The sequence below is a fragment of the Intrasporangium oryzae NRRL B-24470 genome (genome assembly GCF_000576595.1).
Taxonomy (GTDB): Bacteria; Actinomycetota; Actinomycetes; order Actinomycetales; family Dermatophilaceae; genus Intrasporangium_C; species Intrasporangium_C oryzae.
Genome location: NZ_AWSA01000036.1, coordinates 20570 through 37029, shown reverse-complemented (window position 1 = coordinate 37029; position 16460 = coordinate 20570). Strand labels below are relative to the sequence as shown.

At 71.7% G+C, this 16460-nt stretch carries 14 protein-coding genes; 8 read left to right on the top strand and 6 right to left on the bottom strand.

Going from position 1 to position 16460, the window contains the following annotated elements; all coding sequences use genetic code 11:
* Positions 1-9: 9 nt before the first annotated feature.
* From N865_RS15395 to N865_RS15385, 3 genes are all read right to left on the bottom strand, one after another.
* A complete protein-coding gene (locus N865_RS15395; protein WP_034807762.1) occupies positions 10-1284 on the bottom strand; it encodes a S1C family serine protease in 1275 nt (424 codons plus the stop codon).
* A 207-nt stretch (positions 1285-1491) separates the two neighbouring features.
* The gene (locus tag N865_RS15390; RefSeq protein WP_245603788.1) at positions 1492-3009 is read right to left on the bottom strand and encodes a sensor histidine kinase; all 1518 of its coding nucleotides are present in this window, start codon (positions 3007-3009) and stop codon (positions 1492-1494) included.
* A 14-nt stretch (positions 3010-3023) separates the two neighbouring features.
* Positions 3024-3737 carry a response regulator transcription factor gene (locus N865_RS15385; RefSeq protein ID WP_034807760.1) on the bottom strand — a complete coding sequence of 238 codons (714 nt, stop codon included), beginning with the start codon at positions 3735-3737 and terminating at the stop codon, positions 3024-3026.
* Positions 3738-4050: 313 nt separating this feature from the next.
* On the opposite strand from N865_RS15385, the gene N865_RS15380 reads away from it, so the two are divergent.
* Entirely contained in the window at positions 4051-4818 is a 768-nt protein-coding gene (locus tag N865_RS15380) for a sulfite exporter TauE/SafE family protein (RefSeq protein ID WP_034807758.1), read from the top strand.
* A gap of 9 nt (positions 4819-4827) precedes the next feature.
* On the opposite strand, the gene N865_RS15375 is transcribed toward N865_RS15380, so the two are convergent.
* Positions 4828-6480: a DNA repair helicase XPB gene (locus tag N865_RS15375; protein WP_034807756.1), complete on the bottom strand. Its 1653-nt coding sequence runs from the start codon at positions 6478-6480 to the stop codon at positions 4828-4830.
* A 103-nt stretch (positions 6481-6583) separates the two neighbouring features.
* Here N865_RS15375 and N865_RS15370 point away from each other — a divergent pair, with 103 nt between their 5' ends.
* Positions 6584-7516, top strand: coding sequence for a hydroxymethylglutaryl-CoA lyase (locus tag N865_RS15370; RefSeq protein ID WP_034807754.1), 933 nt, complete (start codon positions 6584-6586; stop codon positions 7514-7516).
* Between the two features lie 146 nt (positions 7517-7662).
* Here the strand turns inward: N865_RS15370 and N865_RS15365 are convergent, their stop codons facing one another.
* A complete protein-coding gene (locus N865_RS15365) occupies positions 7663-10062 on the bottom strand; it encodes a helicase-associated domain-containing protein (protein WP_034807751.1) in 2400 nt (799 codons plus the stop codon).
* A 128-nt stretch (positions 10063-10190) separates the two neighbouring features.
* Here N865_RS15365 and N865_RS15360 point away from each other — a divergent pair, with 128 nt between their 5' ends.
* The 3 genes from N865_RS15360 to N865_RS15350 all read left to right on the top strand — a co-directional run bounded on the left by N865_RS15360 (position 10191) and on the right by N865_RS15350 (position 12526).
* Complete coding sequence (locus tag N865_RS15360) at positions 10191-11144, top strand: aldose 1-epimerase family protein (RefSeq protein WP_051510690.1); 954 nt, start codon at positions 10191-10193, stop codon at positions 11142-11144.
* Positions 11145-11267: 123 nt separating this feature from the next.
* Complete coding sequence (locus tag N865_RS15355; RefSeq protein WP_034807749.1) at positions 11268-11693, top strand: cold-shock protein; 426 nt, start codon at positions 11268-11270, stop codon at positions 11691-11693.
* Positions 11690-12526: a DUF3027 domain-containing protein gene (locus tag N865_RS15350; protein WP_034807747.1), complete on the top strand. Its 837-nt coding sequence runs from the start codon at positions 11690-11692 to the stop codon at positions 12524-12526. The genes N865_RS15355 and N865_RS15350 overlap by 4 nt, the downstream gene beginning before the upstream one ends.
* A 31-nt stretch (positions 12527-12557) precedes the next feature.
* Here the strand turns inward: N865_RS15350 and N865_RS15345 are convergent, their stop codons facing one another.
* Complete coding sequence (locus tag N865_RS15345) at positions 12558-12866, bottom strand: DUF2530 domain-containing protein (RefSeq protein ID WP_245603787.1); 309 nt, start codon at positions 12864-12866, stop codon at positions 12558-12560.
* Positions 12867-12925: 59 nt separating this feature from the next.
* Here N865_RS15345 and N865_RS15340 point away from each other — a divergent pair, with 59 nt between their 5' ends.
* From N865_RS15340 to N865_RS15330, 3 genes are all read left to right on the top strand, one after another.
* Positions 12926-14428, top strand: coding sequence for an NCS2 family permease (locus tag N865_RS15340; RefSeq protein ID WP_051510688.1), 1503 nt, complete (start codon positions 12926-12928; stop codon positions 14426-14428).
* Positions 14429-14657: 229 nt separating this feature from the next.
* Positions 14658-15095, top strand: coding sequence for a MarR family winged helix-turn-helix transcriptional regulator (locus N865_RS15335; protein ID WP_034807745.1), 438 nt, complete (start codon positions 14658-14660; stop codon positions 15093-15095).
* On the top strand, positions 15092-16378 hold the full coding sequence (locus tag N865_RS15330) for an MFS transporter (protein ID WP_034807744.1): 1287 nt from the start codon (positions 15092-15094) through the stop codon (positions 16376-16378). The genes N865_RS15335 and N865_RS15330 overlap by 4 nt, the downstream gene beginning before the upstream one ends.
* Positions 16379-16460: the final 82 nt, after the last annotated feature.

Sequence of the window (16460 nt, the reverse complement as noted above, 5' to 3'; positions counted from 1 at the left end):
AGGGGACGGTCAGTTCTGGGTGTCGGGCTTCACGGCGAGGGTCACATCGACGTTCTGTCGCGCACCCGACCGGATGATCGTCAGGGTGGTCTTGTCACCGGCGGTCATCTCGCGGATCTGGGCGACGAGCGCCGTGGCCGAGTCGACGGGCTGGCCGTTGACCGCGATGATGACATCGCCCTGCTTGATGCCGGCCTTCGCGGCGGGGGTTCCGTCCGTCACCGATGCGACCTGGGCGCCTGCGCGCTTGGCCGAGCCGTCGGTGACGGTCGCGTCGCGAGTGCTGACCCCGAGGAAGGCGTGAGAGGCCTTGCCGCTCGAGATGAGCTGGTCCGCGATGGTCTTGGCTTCCTTGATCGGGATGGCGAACCCGATGCCGATGTTGCCGCTCTGGCCGCCCGAGGAGCCGCCGAGCTGGGCGATCGAGCTGTTGATGCCGATGAGCTCGCCCTTGGCGTTGACGAGGGCACCACCGGAGTTGCCGGGGTTGATCGCCGCGGACGTCTGGATCGCGTTGGTGACGACGGGGTCGACCGCCTGCCCGCTGGGCGAGTCGCTCGTGCCGGTGCTCACGGGCCGGTTGAGGGCCGAGACGATGCCGGTCGTGACCGTGCCCGAGAGGCCGAGCGGGTTGCCGACCGCCATCGCGGGGTCGCCGACCTTGAGCGCCTCCGAGTCGCCGAGGGTGATCGGCGTGAGGTCGCTCGGACCGTTCGTCAGCTTGATGACGGCGAGGTCGGTCGACGGGTCGGTGCCGACGATCGTCGCGCCGTAGGTGCGTCCGTCGGCAAGGGTCACGCTGATCGCGCCGGCGCCGGTCGCGTCCCCGACGACGTGGTTGTTGGTCAGGATGTGGCCGGACTTGTCGAAGATGACGCCGGAACCGGCGCCCTCGCCCTGGGCCGTGGTGACATCGATGCTGACGACGCTCGGCGAGACGGCCTTGGCGACCGCCGTCCAGTCAGGCGCTGCGGCGTTGCCCTGGATGACGGTGGGGGAGGAGTTCGCGTTGTTCGTCGTGGTCGAGGACGTCGTCGTCTCCGAGCTCGGGAACACGGTGCCGTGGTCGTGGATCTGAGTGGCGGCATACGTGCCTCCGCTCGCGAGGATCGCGGCGAGCAGGGCCACGCCCGTGGTCTCGGCCAGCCGGCGGCGCTCCTTCGGGGGCGGCGTCGAGCCGCCACCGCCCTGCCCCTCCGGCGGCGCCGGAGGCATCGGGGGCGGAAGCTGGCTGTAGTAGTCAGCGTTGGGGATCTGCTGGGTGTGGTCCGGTGCCATGGTCATGGCTCCTCCTCGGTTCTCTCGCTTGTCTCCATCAGACAAGCCGAGATTGGGACACTCGTGTGGCGATCCTAAGAATGGGCTGTGTGGTCTCCGCACGGCGGCTCGACATCCGCCGAGAGCCTCGACGGCTGGCCCGGTGGGCCGTATGCCGCTGTGTCCCAGTCGAGGACGGGTCCCCGCCGCGCGCGGCGGGGTCGTCCTGCCGCCTCAGCCGTCGATGAGCTCGGGCCGCGGCCGCTGGGGCAGCTCGACGACGAACGTCGCGCCACCGCCGGGGGTCTCGTCGGCCCGGACCTCGCCTCCGTGGGCTGCGACGATCGCGTCGACGATGGCGAGGCCGAGGCCGTTGCCCCCGCCGCGGCCCCGGCTGCGGGACCAGTCCGCACGGTAGAAACGCTCGAAGACCGTGCGACGGTCAGCCGCCGGGATCCCCGGGCCGTGGTCGCGGACGAGCAGGGCGACCCGGTCGGGCCCGGTGCGCCCGACGAGGATCTCGACGGGCGTGCCCTCGGGCGTGTGGACCCGGGCGTTCGTGACGAGGTTGGTGACGACCTGGCGCAGCTGTCGCTCGTCGGCGATGAGCTCGGTCGGCTGGATCGGGCCCTTGATGCCCGATGCGGTGAAGTGCCGGTCCGGGCTGATCGTGCGGGCGTCCTGGGCGGCGTCCGCGGCGAGGACGGCGAGATCGACGGTCTGCAGCTCGAGCGGTCGCTCGCCGTCGAGGCGGGCGAGGGTCAGCAGGTCCTCGACGAGCCCGCTCATCCGGTGGCTCTCGCTCTCGATCCGGCCCATCGCGCCGGCGACCGCATCCGAGGTGGGAAGCGCGCCCTGGCGGTAGAGCTCGGCGTAGCCCGAGACGGCCGCGAGGGGGGTCCGCAGCTCGTGCGAGGCGTCGGCGATGAAGCGCCTCATCTTGAGCTCGTTGGCCTCGCGGACCGCGAAGCTCTGCTCGATCCGCGCGAGCATCGCGTTGAGCGAGCGTGAGAGCGAGGCGACCTCGTCGTCGGTGTCGGGGACCTCGACACGCCGCGTGAGGTCACCGGCCGCGATCCCTGCAGCCGTGTCCTCGATCCGGGTCAGTGGCCGGAAGGTTCGCCGGACGAGGAACCAGCCGAGCACCGCACACGCGAGCAGGACGATCCCGCCGATCGCGGCCGCGTAGCGCAGGAAGCGGTCGACGGTGTCGTCGAGCTGGCGGAGCGGCAGCGCGACGACGAAGGTCGCAACCTGGTTGGTGTCGGCCTGGGCCAGGGCCAGCCACTCGGTGTCACCGCCGCCGACGGAGCCGACGGTGAACGTCTTGCCGGACTTCACCTGCGGGTCGTCGGGGTGCAGGTAGGGGATGTCGGCCCGGTCGGTCTCGGTCGCCGCCTCACCGAGCGAGATCTGCTCCTCCCCATCGGCAGGCTGGAGGCGCAGGGTGAAACCGGTCGGGAGCAGGGGGCGGTCCTGGGCCATCTGGCTCACCTGCAGTCGAGCGATGCTCGCGCCGTAGACGCGCAGCTCCTGCTCGGCCTGGTCGAGCAGGTAGCGGTTGAGCAGGGCACTGACGACCACCATCGTGAGCGCGAGCGCGACGAGGATGAGCCCGAGGGCCACGGCCAGCAGGCGCCATCGCAGCGGGAGGCTGCGCAGGCGCCTGGGCAGGCCGCGCCGCCGCCTACGGCTCGAGGCGGTGGACGAGGCTGGTGGTGCGGCGACGGTCTCGCTGGTCTCGATGGTCACGCGGGCCGGCCGGGTCAGGTCGTGGCGAGCTCTGGGGGCACTCGCAGAACGTAACCCACGCCACGCTTCGTGTGGATGAGGGACGGGCCGTCGGCATCGATCTTGCGCCGGAGATAGGAGATGTAGGACTCGACGATGCCGGACTCGCCACGGAAGTCGTAGTCCCAGACGTGGTCGAGGATCTGCAGCTTGGACAGGACCCGGTTGGGGTTGAGGAGCAGGTAGCGCAGCAACTTGAACTCCGTCGGCGACAGGTCGATGACCCGACCGCCCCGGCGCACCTCGTGGGAGTCCTCGTTGAGCTCGAGGTCGTGGAAGCGCAGCGTCGCTCCCTCGTCGACGGCACCGCGGGTCCGGCGCAGGACCGCCCGGATCCGCGCGATGACCTCCTCGAGGCTGAACGGCTTGGTGACGTAGTCGTCGCCGCCGACCGTGAGTCCCTGGATCTTGTCGCCGGTCGCGTCGCGCGCCGTGACGAAGACGATCGGCTGCTGGCGGCCACGGTCACGAAGGCGTCGGGTCACCTCGAACCCGTCGACGTCGGGGAGCATGACGTCGAGGACGACGAGGTCGGGCTCCTTCTCGGCGGCCAGGGCGAGCGCCGTCGTGCCGTCGCCCGCGGTCTCGACCTCGAAGCCGGCGAATCGCAGGGAGGTCGCGAGCAGCTCGCGGATGTTGGGTTCGTCCTCCACGACGAGGAGGCGGGCCTCTGGTGTCTGGGTCTCCACGTCATCAGTGTCGGCGTGTTTGCTGGAAGTTTCCTGTGAACGCGGTGGACCCCCTCGGCGCGCCCGCTGGAGACGCGGGACGCCGGAGACGCCCCCCGCCCGCTCGTATGCCGCCCGCCCGCTCGTATGCCGCCCACCCAGCATTTCCGCCCGGGCGGAGCTGTTGGGGTGTTTCCGGCCCGATTGGCCGAGTTCCTTCGCCCGGGCAGAGAAGTTGTAGTGTCTCGGGCCAGGCCGGGTGCAGGTTCTCCGCCCGGGCGGAGAAGGTGTGGGGGCGGGGGACCGGCGTCCGGGTGTCCTAGCGTTGACGGCGATGGTCAACACGCTCGTGCTCGCGCCGCTCATCGGCCTGGTCGTCGGGCTCCTCATGGGGTCGCTCGGCGGGGGCGGTGGCGTCCTCGCCGTCCCGGTCCTCGTCTACGTCCTCGACCAGCCGGTGCGCGAGGCGACGACGATCTCGCTCGTCGTCGTCCTCTTCGGTGCAGCGGTGGGGCTCCACGCGCTCCGGGGCAGCGGGCTCGTCGACTGGCGGACCGGACTCGTCTTCGGCGGCCTCGGCCTCGGCGGGTCGGTCCTCGGCTCCCGCCTGTCCTACCTCGTCGACCCGACCTACCTGCTCGTCGGCTTCTCGGTCCTGCTCGTCGTCGTGGCGGTGGTCATGTGGCGCCACGCCGGCCGCCCGGAGCCGGCGGAGCGCACGGGTGAGGTCTCGATCGCCCAGCTCGTCCCCACCGCGTTCGGCGTCGGCGCGCTCACCGGGTTCTTCGGTGTCGGCGGCGGTTTCGCGACCGTCCCGTCGCTCGCCGTCGTCATGCGGATGCCGGCGATCATCGCGACCTCGACGAGCCTCGTCGTCATCGCGGTGAACGCCACCGCAGCGCTCGTGACGCGTGCCCTCGGAGGCGGGCTGAGCGGCATACCGTGGGCTCTGGTGGCGACGTTCGCCGTCGGCACGGGACTCGGGACCAGGCTCGGTGGGCGGGTGGCCCGGAAGGTCCGCGGGGTGACGCTGTTGCGGGCGTTCGCGGTGTTCCTCGTCGTGCTCGGGACCGTCGTCGCGGTGGAGAGCCTCCACCGCTGACCGGGCGGCTCAGAGGTCGTCGGCGTCGACGATGCGGTAGGCGTAGCCCTGCTCTGCGAGGAAGCGCTGGCGGTGCGCGGCGAAGTCGGCGTCCACGGTGTCGCGCGCCACGATCGTGTAGAAGTGCGCGGTCCGGCCGTCGCCCTTGGGGCGCAGCACGCGGCCGAGGCGCTGGGCCTCCTCCTGCCGGGAGCCGAACGTCCCCGAGATCTGGATCGCCACGCTCGCCTCGGGCAGGTCGATCGAGAAGTTCGCCACCTTGCTCACGACGAGCGTCGAGAGCTGGCCCGTGCGGAACGCGTCGTAGAGCCGCTGGCGCTCCCTGACCGTCGTCTCCCCGGTGATGACCTCCGCGCCGAGGCGCTCGGCCACCTCATGGAGCTGGTCGAGGTACTGCCCGATGACGAGGGTCGGCTCGCCCGTATGCCGCTGGGCGAGCTTCTCGACGACGTCGAGCTTGGCGTCGGAGCAGGATGCGAGCCGGTACCGGTCCTCGGGCTCGGCGGTCGCGTAGGCCATCCGCTGGCCGTCCGGCAGGGTGACTCGCACCTCGACGCAGTCCGCCGGAGCGATGTAGCCCTGCGCCTCGATGTCCTTCCACGGCGCGTCGAAGCGCTTGGGGCCGATGAGGCTGAAGACGTCGGCCTCGCGACCGTCCTCGCGCACGAGCGTGGCGGTGAGTCCGAGGCGGCGACGGGCCTGGAGGTCCGCCGTCATCCGGAAGATCGGCGCGGGGAGGAGGTGGACCTCGTCATAGACGATGAGGCCCCAGTCGCGGGCGTCGAGCAGGTCGAGGTGCGCGTAGGCGCCCTTCCGCTTCGTCGTGAGGACCTGGTAGGTCGCGATGGTGACGGGCCGGATCTCCTTGCGGGCCCCGGAGTACTCGCCGATCTCGTCCTCGGTCAGGCTCGTCCGGCGGAGCAGCTCGTCCTTCCACTGCCTCGCGGAGACCGTGTTGGTGACGAGGATCAGGGTCGTCGCCTTGGCCGCGGCCATCGCTCCGGCCCCGACGAGGGTCTTGCCGGCGCCGCAGGGGAGCACGACGACGCCCGAGCCGCCGTGCCAGAAGCCGTCGACGGCGTGCTGCTGGTAGGGCCGCAGCGACCAGCCGTTCTCGGCGAGGTGGATCGGGTGCGCCTCGCCGTCGACGTAGCCGGCGAGGTCCTCCGCCGGCCAGCCGACCTTGAGGAGCTCCTGCTTGAGGGTCCCTCGCTCGCTCGGGTGCACGACGACAGCGAGGTCGTCGATGCGCTCGCCCGTCAACGGCTTGATCTTCCGGTGCCGGAGGACCTCCTCGAGGACCGGGCGGTCGGTCGTGCGCAGGACGAGGCGGGTGCCCTCGGGGGAGTCGGCGAAACCCTCCTTCTCGAGGGTGAGGCGGCCGTATCGGTCCATCGTGTCGGCCACGTCGACGAGCAGGGCGTGCGGGACGGCATACCGGCTGTGCGTGATGAGGGCGTCGACGACCTGCTCGGCGTCGTGCCCGGCGGCCCGGGCGTTCCACAGGCCGAGCGGGGTGACGCGGTAGGTGTGGACGTGCTCGGGAGCGCGCTCGAGCTCGGCGAAGGGCGCGATGGCCCGCCGCGCCTCTTCGGCACGCGGGTGGTCGACCTCGAGGAGGAGGGTCTTGTCGCTCTGGACGATCAGGGGTCCGTCATTCATCGTCCTGCTCAACCCTCCCCTCCGTTCGATGTATTCCAGCACCGCCCACGGCCCCCGGATACATCGAACCGGGGGTGGGTGCCGCTGGTGACAGTATGGGCGCATGCGATCCCCACAGGTCGAGGCGGCAGCGGGCCTGCCCGCGGAGGTGACGATCTACGAGGTCGGCCCGCGAGACGGCCTCCAGAACGAGAAGACCATCGTCCCCGCCGCGACGAAGGTGGAGTTCGTCCGGCGCCTCGAGGCGGCCGGCCTCGGAACCATCGAGACGACCTCCTTCGTGCCAGCGAAGTGGGTGCCGCAGATGGGCGACGCCGAGGAGGTCCTGGCCGGTCTCGGTGCCGACGGCGTCGGCCGCCGCCGCCCCGCCCTCGTGCCCAACGAACGCGGCCTGGACCGCGCCGAGGAGCTCGGCCTGCAGGCGATCGCCGTCTTCGGCTCGGCCACCGAGACCTTCGCCCGCAAGAACCTCAACCGCTCGGTCGCCGAGCAGTACGCGATGTTCGAGCCCGTCGTGCGGCGCGCCCAGGCCGACTCGATGTGGGTCCGGGCCTACGTCTCCATGTGCTTCGGCGACCCGTGGGAGGGCCCGGTCCCCGTCGAGCAGGTCGTCGACGTCGCGGTGCGGCTCATGGACCTCGGCTGCGACCAGCTGAGTCTCGGCGACACGATCGGCGTCGGCACGACAGGGCACGTCCATCGGCTCCTCGAGGCCCTCGAGGCCCGGGGGATCGGCACCGACCGGGTCGCCGTCCACTTCCATGACACCTACGGCCAGGCGCTCGCCAACACGATGGCAGCACTGCGCGACGGAGTCACCGTCGTCGACGCGGCGGCGGGCGGCCTCGGTGGCTGCCCCTACGCGAAGTCGGCGACCGGCAACCTCGCGACGGAGGACCTCGTCTGGGCCCTGCACGGCGCGGGCGTGCGGACCGGGGTCGACCTCGACGCCCTCGTCGAGACGAGCGTGTGGATGGCCGAGCAGCTCGGCCGGCCGTCGCCGTCGCGCGTCGTCAAGGCGCTCGCGGGTTCCTGACCCGGGCCGAACCCCCACTGAGCCGCCTGGCGTCGCGTTGGTCATTCGTCACGTGCAACAGCCAGTCCCGCCCGGTGCTGACGAGGGCGTGGCGCCGCGCGCCGGCGTCGCCCGGAGCACGAACGCCGGACGCGTCGCCGCGCCGTTCACCCCTCGAGCGTCGCGCCGGTGATGCGGTGCACCGAGAAGGTCTTCTCCTGGCCGCCCTCGTCGGTCGCCCAGACGCGGCCGCCCTCGACCCGCTGCGGGTGGATGAGGTGGCGCGTCGTGCCGCCGACCTGGTCCGACAGGCCGATCCAGACGCCGTGCCGTTCGGCGACCGCGTCGCGAAGGAGCGAGAGGGTCACGACCGGGTCGGTCGCCGGGATCCGCGGACCCGAGCGTGACTCCTCCGCGGCTCGGCGCTCGTCGGCGGTCGCCTCGGCGGCGCGCAGGCCGGTCACGAGCGTCTGCGTGAAGGCGAGGTCGACGGGCGAGACGGCGGGGCCGGGCCCCCGGCGGCGGGTCGTCGCGCGTCGACGCGGCGTCTCGACGTGGACGACCGCGCCGTCGCGGCCCTCGTGGACCGGGGCGAACCCGTTGTCGCGCAACAGGTCGACGAGAACCCGCGGGTCGGCGGACGAGACGACGACCGTCGGCGCGATGCGCCGCAGCTGGAGCGCCGCGAGGTCGCGTGACGCGAGCATCGTGTCGAGGACCGACTCGTCGTCGGAGCGGACGTATGCCGCTGCGCCGCCGATCCGGGTCTGCCCGTGCCTCCGCGCGACGTCCGACACGAGGTACTCGAGCGGCTGGGGGACCGGTGTGCGGCTCGACCGCCGGACCGTCTCGATGAACTCCGCTGCCGTCCACCCGGCGTCGAGGGCGCGTCGGACGGACTCGGGGGTGAAGCGGTAGACCGTCGCACCGCCACGCGACTCGACGTCGGCGGCGAGGCGCATGAACGACGCGAGGCTCCCGACGAGCGGCCCGGGGGCGACCGCGGTGAGGTCGGCCTGGACGAGGACGTGGTCGACCGGTGCCGGCAGGTGCGCCGACATCGCGGCCGCCACCTCATCGAGGTCGCCGGCAGTCGCGGTCGCCAGGCCCGAGCTCACGTCGCCGCGCGCCGAGGACCCTGCTGCACTCGCCGCGCTCTCGGCGCGACGGCGGCCGACCGGGCCGAGCAGGGCACGCCCGGCCCCCGAGAGCGCGCCGCGGCCCGTGACACCCAGCCACTCCGCCTCACGCACGATGGCGCCGACGGCCTCTCCGAGGACCGCGCCCGGGCGGAGCGGACGTCTCCACATGAGGCGGTCGAGGAGCGCCTCGCTTCCCACCGCCTCGCCCTCGCCGAGCGAGGCGAGCTCGGTGAGCACCGAGCGACGCAGGGTGCGGATCGCGGGCCACTGGACGTCGGGGCCGAGGGCGTTGACCGCCCCCGCGGCCCCGCCCGGGCGCTGCCCGACGAGGTGCGGTGCGCGGGTCGAGCCGAGCCAGGCGAGGGCGAGGGAGGCCCAGCGGTGGCCGGCCTCGGTCGAGGACCACTCGTCGACGTCGGCCGTCGGAGCCCAGACGGGCACGATCTCGCCGTCGTCGGCGACGAGCCCGGCGGCATACGCGATCTCGACGACGAAGGCGGCCAGCTCCGGCTCGACGTCGAGCGTCAGCTGGGTCGTCCTCAGGTCGCGGACGGAGAGTCCCCCGGTGCGCAGGACCCTCGGTGGCGCGGCACCCCAGGCGGCGGTGAGCTCGTCGACCTGGGTCAGGAAGGTGCTGGCCGCTCCGCCGGCGACCTCGTCCACGAGGGAGACCCGGCGGGCCTCGAGCGGTGGCGGCACGAGCTGCGAGGCCTGGTGGAGACGCCCGTGGCGCAGCGCCAGGCCTACCTCGCGCGGCAGCGCCACGCGGTCGGAGGCGACCGGCACGAGGAGGTGGCGCTCGAGGAGCCACCGGGCCGTCGACGAGCCCGCCCGGCCGGTCGGCATGACCCCGAAGGGGGGTCCCCACGTCATCTTCTCGAGCATCGCCCGCGCTGCGTCGGGGGCCTCGTCGATCGCGGCGCGGAGCGCCACGGGGTCGTCGTGCTGGGGCACGAGGGACGAGCGCAGCTCACGCATGGGAGGCCCCAGCCCGGCGACGGTCCCGCCGAGCACCTCGTTCACCGTGCGGACGACATGCTCGCCGTCGGCCGAGCGCCACAGCAGGGCGGACCGCCACAGGTCGTCGACGAGCCGTCGGACGAGGGCCTCGTCGTCGGTGCCGAGGAGCTCGAGGACGACCGGGAGGGCGGCGCCGACGGAGGTCGGCTCGTCTGCGGTCTCACCGACCCGCGTCGGGGCCGGGTCGGCCGCGACGACGAGGGCCTCGAGGACCTGCAGGTGGCCCCGGTCGAGCGCCTCGACGGCCCGCTGGACGCTGGCGCGGGTGCTCGCGCGGGCAGCGAGGCTCGTCAGGTCGGCCGGGGCCGGACGGGCGAGGTCCGGGCGCGCGAGCACGAGGTCGACGAGCTCGGCGTCGCTGCGACCGCGGATGTCATCCGCGAGACTTCGGCTCGAGGGGGCCACCCTCCCAACTTAGCCGCACGCCGGACGACGGCGCCCGGACGCCGCTGCTGCCTCGCCGGCCCCTCTTCCGGCGGTCCGGCGTGACCGCGCGACTCAGGCGCAGGCCCCGGAGCGCTACCGTTGCCGCCATGAGCGCGCTCACACCTGTCGCGCTGACCGAGGGTCAGCACGCGCACCCGACCGGCCAGCAGTGGACCATCGGCCACGGTCCCTTCGAGGCGACGCTCGTCGAGGTCGGGGGCGGCCTGCGGACCCTGACCCGTGACGGCATCGACCTCGTGGCGGGGTACGACGTCGACGAGCCGTGCGCATCGGGGCGCGGCCAGCAGCTCATGCCGTGGCCCAACCGCATCCGCGACGGCAAGTACACCTTCGACGGCGTCGAGCACCAGCTCCCGATCACCGAGGTCCCCCGAGGCAACGCCAGCCACGGTCTCGTCCGCTGGGCGCTCTGGGAGCTCGTCGACCGCGAGGAGTCGTCGGTCACCGTCGGCTACCGCCTGCACCCGCAACCGGGCTGGGACCACCACCTCGACCTGCGCACGACCTATGTGCTCGACGACAGCGGTCTCGTCGTCACCACCGCCGCCCGCAACGTGGGGCGGAGCGAGGCGCCGTTCGGCTACGGCGCCCACCCGTATCTCTCGATCGGGAGCACCCCGCTCGACGACGTCGTGCTCACCGTCCCCGCCGACCGCTGGGTCGCCGTCGACGAGCGGCTCCTGCCGGCCTCCGTCGAGCCCGTCGAGGGGGGTGGCCTCGACTTCCGTGCCGGCCGTGCTGTCGCCGGAGCCGATCTCGACACGGCCTTCACCGGCGTCGTGCGTGACGCCGACGGTCGCTGGCGTGCCACGGTGGCCTCGGCGGACCGGACCGTCACGCTGTGGGCCGACGAAGCCTTCCCGTGGCTGCAGGTCTTCACCGCGCTGGCCCGGGAGGGCAAGGGCGAGCCGGGAGTCGCCGTGGAGCCGATGAGCTGCCCGGCCGACGCCTTCAACTCCGGTGACTCGCTCGTCCTCCTCGCGCCGGGCGAGGAGTGGACCGGCACGTGGGGGATCACCCCCGGCCCCGTCGCGGGTTGACGGGGTCCGCCGGACCGAAATTCGCGGTTGCCGGCAGCCGTTAGGCTGGTGCTGCGCGCACCAGGGCGCCCTATCGAGTCGTGCCGAACCGGGTGCGACCGACCGAGATCAACGAGGTGGACAGTGCCGACTGGCAAGGTCAGGTTTTACGACTCCGACAAGGGCTTCGGGTTCATCACCGAGGACGACGGGCTCGACGTGTTCCTGCACGCCAACGCCCTCCCTGCCGGTGTCACGACCGTGAAGAAGGGAGCGAGGGTCGAGTTCGGCATCGTCGAGGGCCGCAAGGGTGCCCAGGCGCTCGCCGTCAAGCTGCTCGACCCCGTCCAGTCGGTGTCCGCCAACCGTCGCGAGCGTGACCGCAAGCCCGCCGAGGAGATGGTCGTCATCATCGAGGACCTCGTCCAGCTCCTCGACGGCGTGAGCAACGGCCTGCGCAAGGGCCATTACCCCGACAAGAAGCTCGCCTCGACCGTCGGGCGCGCCCTCCGCGGGCTCGCCGCCCAGCTCGACGGCGGACCCGGCCCCGACGAGGGCAAGGGCCGATGACCGTCGCCCCCACGCCGACCCCGAAGCAGGACGCCGTCCTCGCATCGGCCGTCGACCTCGCCCGCGCCGTCCTCGAGGAGGTCGCCGAGCCGGGCACGGTCGGCGCTCACCTCGGCATGGAGGCGCTCGGTGAGCGGCTCGCCATGCACTGGTTCGAGTGCACGTCGGCGGGCTACCGCGGCTGGCGCTGGGGAGTCTCGGTGGCCCGGGTGCCGCGGGGCAAGGTCGCGACGGTCTCCGAGACCAACCTGCTGCCCGGCCCCGACGCGATCCTCGCCCCCGAGTGGCTGCCGTATGCCGACCGGCTCGCTCCCGGGGATCTCGGCGCCGGCGACGTGCTGCCGCACCGCGCCGACGACCCCAACCTCGAGGCGGGCTTCGAGGCCACGGGCGACGAGGACGTCGACCAGATGGCGATCTTCGAGCTGGGCCTCGGCCGCCCCCGGGTCCTGTCAGCCGAGGGACGCGAGGCTGCCGCGACCCGGTGGTATGCCGGTGACGGCGGCCCCCATTCCGACATCGCCCTCAAGGCGACCGCTCGGTGCGCGACGTGCGGCTACTTCGTGCCGATGGCCGGCGCGCTCCGGGCGACCTTCGGGGTGTGCGCCAACGAGTGGAGCCCCTCCGACGGCAAGGTGATCTCGCTCGACCACGGGTGTGGCGCGCACTCAGAGACCGACGTCGAGCAGCCGGAGCCGACGCCGATGGGTGAGCCGATCGTCGACGAGTTCGCCGTCGACATCGAGCCCCCGCTCGTGACCGCGGAGGCGGACGAGACCGAGGCGGTTCCGCCTTCCCAGGCCGAGGCCGAGGTCACGGCCGAGCAGGACTGAACCCGGCGGCATACAGCCCCCCGGGTCCGTGTCAGGCAGCGTCGCGCGCGTTGCCGCGGCCGCGGCGGACGTAGAGCCAGCCCATGGCGCCGAGCACGATCCCGGCCACGCACGTCCACGGCCACCAGTCGCGCGAGCCCTCGTGCAGGGCCGGCACGACGAGGGTCACGACGAGCGCGACGGCCCAGGCGAGGATGCCCGCCTCGACGATCTTCAGCATCGGGACATGCATCGGAGCGAGGTCCGGGTGCTCGTCGACGGGCCGGCCGGCGTCGAGACCGTCACGGTGAGGCTCGTCACGCGTCTGCTGGGGGTCGTGCGGGGAGGTCGGCTCGGTCACGCCCACAGCCTAGGCGCTCGATTCGGAGCGGGGTCACAGCCACCATTAAGGTGTGCGCCATGGCCACCCAAACCCCCACGCGCCCGGCAACTCGGACCGGGCTCGACGGCTTCTTCAAGATCACGGAGCGCGGCTCGACGGTCGCCCGTGAGGTCCGCGGAGGCGTCGTCACCTTCTTCACGATGGTCTACATCGTGGTGCTCAACCCGATCATCCTCTCCGGAGCCACCGACGGCTCCGGATTCATGATCGGCGGCGTCAAGGACCTCGAGCAGAGCAAGCTGCTCGTCGCGGTGGGCACGGCGGTCATCGCCGGCATCATGTCGATCCTCATGGGCCTCGTCGCGAACTTCCCCATCGCGCTCGCGGCCGGCCTCGGTATCAACGGCCTCATCGCCGGCATGGTGTTCACGCACGCGGCCGACAAGATCACCTTCGCCGACCTCATGGGCCTCGTGGTCATCGAGGGCGTCATCATCCTCGTCCTCGTGCTCACCGGGTTCCGCAAGGCCGTCTTCAAGGCGATCCCGGCCCCCCTCAAGGTCGCCATCTCCGTCGGTATCGGCCTCTTCATCGCCTTCATCGGCGTCATCGACGCGGGCTTCGCGCGCCGCCCGACCTCGCCGGGCTCGGTCCCGAGCGAGCTCGGCATCGGTGGCAGCCTCGACGGCTGGCCGACCTTCGTCTTCGTCTTCGGCGTGTTCCTCATCGCCTTCCTGCTCATCCGCAAGGTCAAGGGCGCCATCCTCATCGGCATCGCCTCGGCGACGGTCCTCGCGATGCTCGTCGAGGCGGTCTTCAACATCGGGCCGCGCGTCTTCGACAAGGACGGCCACCTCACCAACCCCGACGCCTGGGCCCTCACCGTTCCCAAGCTCCCGGCCTCGATCACGAACACGCCCGACCTCGGCATCCTCGGCCAGTTCAACCTGCTCGGCTCCTTCGAGAAGCTCGGCATCGTCACGGCCGTCATGTTCGTCTTCTCGCTGCTCCTCGCCGACTTCTTCGACACGATGGGGACCGTCGTCGCCATCGGGACCGAGGCCGAGCTGCTCGACGACGAGGGCAACCCGCCCAACACCGAGCGCATCCTCGTCGTCGACTCCATCGCGGCGATCGCCGGTGGCGCCGGTGGTGTCAGCAGCAACACCTCCTACATCGAGTCCGCCTCAGGTGTCGAGGAGGGGGCCCGCACGGGTCTCGCGTCCGTCGTGACCGGCGTCCTCTTCCTCCTCGCGACGTTCCTCGCCCCGCTCTTCGCGGTCGTCCCGTCCGAGGCGGCGGCCCCCGCCCTCGTCATCGTCGGCTTCCTCATGATGACGCAGGTGAAGAACATCGAGTGGGACGACATGGAGGTCGCACTGCCGGCCTTCCTCACGATCGTGCTCATGCCGTTCACGTACAACATCACCGTCGGCATCGGCGCTGGCTTCATCACGTGGGTCCTCGTCAAGATCGCCAAGGGGCACGCGAGGTCGATCCACCCGCTGCTCTGGATCGTCTCCGGCTTCTTCCTCGTGTACTTCTGCAAGGCGCCGCTCGAGCAGCTTCTCGTCAAGTGACCGCCTGACGCGCACGCGCGCGTATGCCGCTGGGCCCCCTCCCGCACGGGAGGGGGCCCTTCGCGTCGCCCGGGGCCGGAGGCGCGGCCGCGGGTCGAGGAGGTCGAGCGACGGGGCGCTTGGCGCTCGGTGGACGTGGGCGGCATACGGCGAGGACACCCCGGAATAGTTAGCCGGGCTAATGAGTTAAGGTAAGCATCTCCCAGGACGTGACTGACCGAGGACTCCGATGCGTACCAAGAACCTGACCCGGAACGAGCTCGTCTCGCTCTCCAACGACATCCGACTCGCGTGCATGCGGATCTCCCGCAGGGTGCGCTTCGAGTCGGACCGCGAGCTGCCGCCGCACCAGTTCTCGGTGCTCGCACGGCTCGAGGGTGCCCACCGGACCAACAGCGAGCTCGCCGACATCGAGCGGGTCTCCCAGCCGAGCATGAAGCGCTCGACGAACTGCCTCGTCGAGCTCGGCTACATCGCGCGCGCGGCCGACCCGACCGACGGGCGACAGGTGATCCTCTCGCTCACGCCGGAGGGCCGGCAGGCGCTCAAGCGGATCCGGCGCCACCGCGACGAGTGGATGCTCTCGCGGTTCGAGCACCTCAGCGAGGACGAGCTCGACCTGCTCCGCCGCGCCTCCGACGTGCTGGCGAAGGTGGCGAGCGAATGAGTCCGACGTTCCACTCGCTCGGCATCCGCAACTACCGCGTCTACGCCTCCGGGGCGATCGTCTCCAACATCGGCACCTGGATGGGCCGGGTCGCCCAGGACTGGCTCGTCCTCACCGTCCTGACCGACCGGTCCGCCTCGGCCCTCGGCCTCGTGACGGGTCTGCAGTTCCTGCCGTTCCTCATCCTCGCGCCGTGGGCCGGCATGATCGTCGACCGCTTCCCGAAGCGGCGCATCCTCTTCCTCACCCAGTCCGCTCTGCTCGTCACGGCCCTGCTCCTCGCGGTCCTCACCGCCACGGGGGTCGTCGAGCTCTGGCACGTCTACGCGCTCGCCTTCCTGCAGGGAGTTGCGACGGCCGTCGACAACCCGGCCCGCCAGACGTTCGTCTCCGAGATGGTCGACAGCGAGCACCTGCCCAACGCGGTCGCGCTCAACAGCGCCTCCTTCAACCTCGGCCGCCTCATCGGCCCCGGCGTCGCCGGCCTCGTCATCGCATGGTTCGGCCTCGCACCGGCGCTCTTCATCAACGCCGCGAGCTTCGTCTTCGTCCTCGTCGCCCTGTCCCAGATGGACACCGGCGCCCTCACTCCGTCACCGCGGGCACGCGGCAAGGGCCAGATCCGAGAAGGGGTGCGCTACGTCAAGGGCCGTCCCGATCTCATCCTCATCATGTTCCTCGTCTTCGTCCTCGGCACGTTCGGGATGAACTTCCAGGTGACGATGGCGCTCATGGCGACCAAGGTCTTCGACAAGGGCCCGGGGGAGTACGGCCTGCTCGGCTCGATCATGGCCGTCGGCTCGCTCACCGCGGCGCTCCTCGCGGCCCGTCGCGGCCGTCCGCGGCTGCGGGTGCTGCTCCTGGCCCTGGTCGGGTTCACCCTGTCGACGGCGCTGCTCTCGACCGCGCCGAGCTATGTCCTCTTCGCGCTCTACCTCGTGCCGACCGGCCTCTCGGCGTTGACCGCGCTGACGGCCGCCAACGCCATGGTGCAGGTCAGCGTCGACCCGGTCATGAGGGGCCGCGTCATGGCCCTCTACATGGCGATCTTCATGGGCGGGACACCCCTCGGTGCACCGATGATCGGCTGGATCGGTGACACGTGGGGTCCACGCTGGACGATCGCGATCGGGACGATCATGGTCGGCCTCAGCCTGGTGGTGGTGGCTCTCTGGTTCGCGCGCAGGGAGAATGTCGCGGTGACCTTCCAGACCCAGAGCCGTCCTCGCTTCCGCGTCCAGCTCGTGCCGCAGGTGTCGACGGCGCCCGAGGTGACCAAGTGAGCTTCAAGTTCCGCCACCGGGTGACGCTCGCCGCGCTCGCTCTCTTCGTCGCGATCGCCGTCGTGGCCGCGGTGCTCAACCG

Bases quoted from the DNA above. Each gene is read 5' to 3' on its own strand.
- N865_RS15395 (WP_034807762.1), bottom strand. From the start codon at position 1,284: ATGACCATGGCACCGGACCACACCCAGCAGATCCCCAACGCTGACTAC.
- N865_RS15380 (WP_034807758.1), top strand. From the start codon at position 4,051: ATGGTCAACACGCTCGTGCTCGCGCCGCTCATCGGCCTGGTCGTCGGG.
- N865_RS15375 (WP_034807756.1), bottom strand. From the start codon at position 6,480: ATGAATGACGGACCCCTGATCGTCCAGAGCGACAAGACCCTCCTCCTC.
- N865_RS15370 (WP_034807754.1), top strand. From the start codon at position 6,584: ATGCGATCCCCACAGGTCGAGGCGGCAGCGGGCCTGCCCGCGGAGGTG.
- N865_RS15360 (WP_051510690.1), top strand. From the start codon at position 10,191: ATGAGCGCGCTCACACCTGTCGCGCTGACCGAGGGTCAGCACGCGCAC.
- N865_RS15350 (WP_034807747.1), top strand. From the start codon at position 11,690: ATGACCGTCGCCCCCACGCCGACCCCGAAGCAGGACGCCGTCCTCGCA.
- N865_RS15340 (WP_051510688.1), top strand. From the start codon at position 12,926: ATGGCCACCCAAACCCCCACGCGCCCGGCAACTCGGACCGGGCTCGAC.
- N865_RS15335 (WP_034807745.1), top strand. From the start codon at position 14,658: ATGCGTACCAAGAACCTGACCCGGAACGAGCTCGTCTCGCTCTCCAAC.
- N865_RS15330 (WP_034807744.1), top strand. From the start codon at position 15,092: ATGAGTCCGACGTTCCACTCGCTCGGCATCCGCAACTACCGCGTCTAC.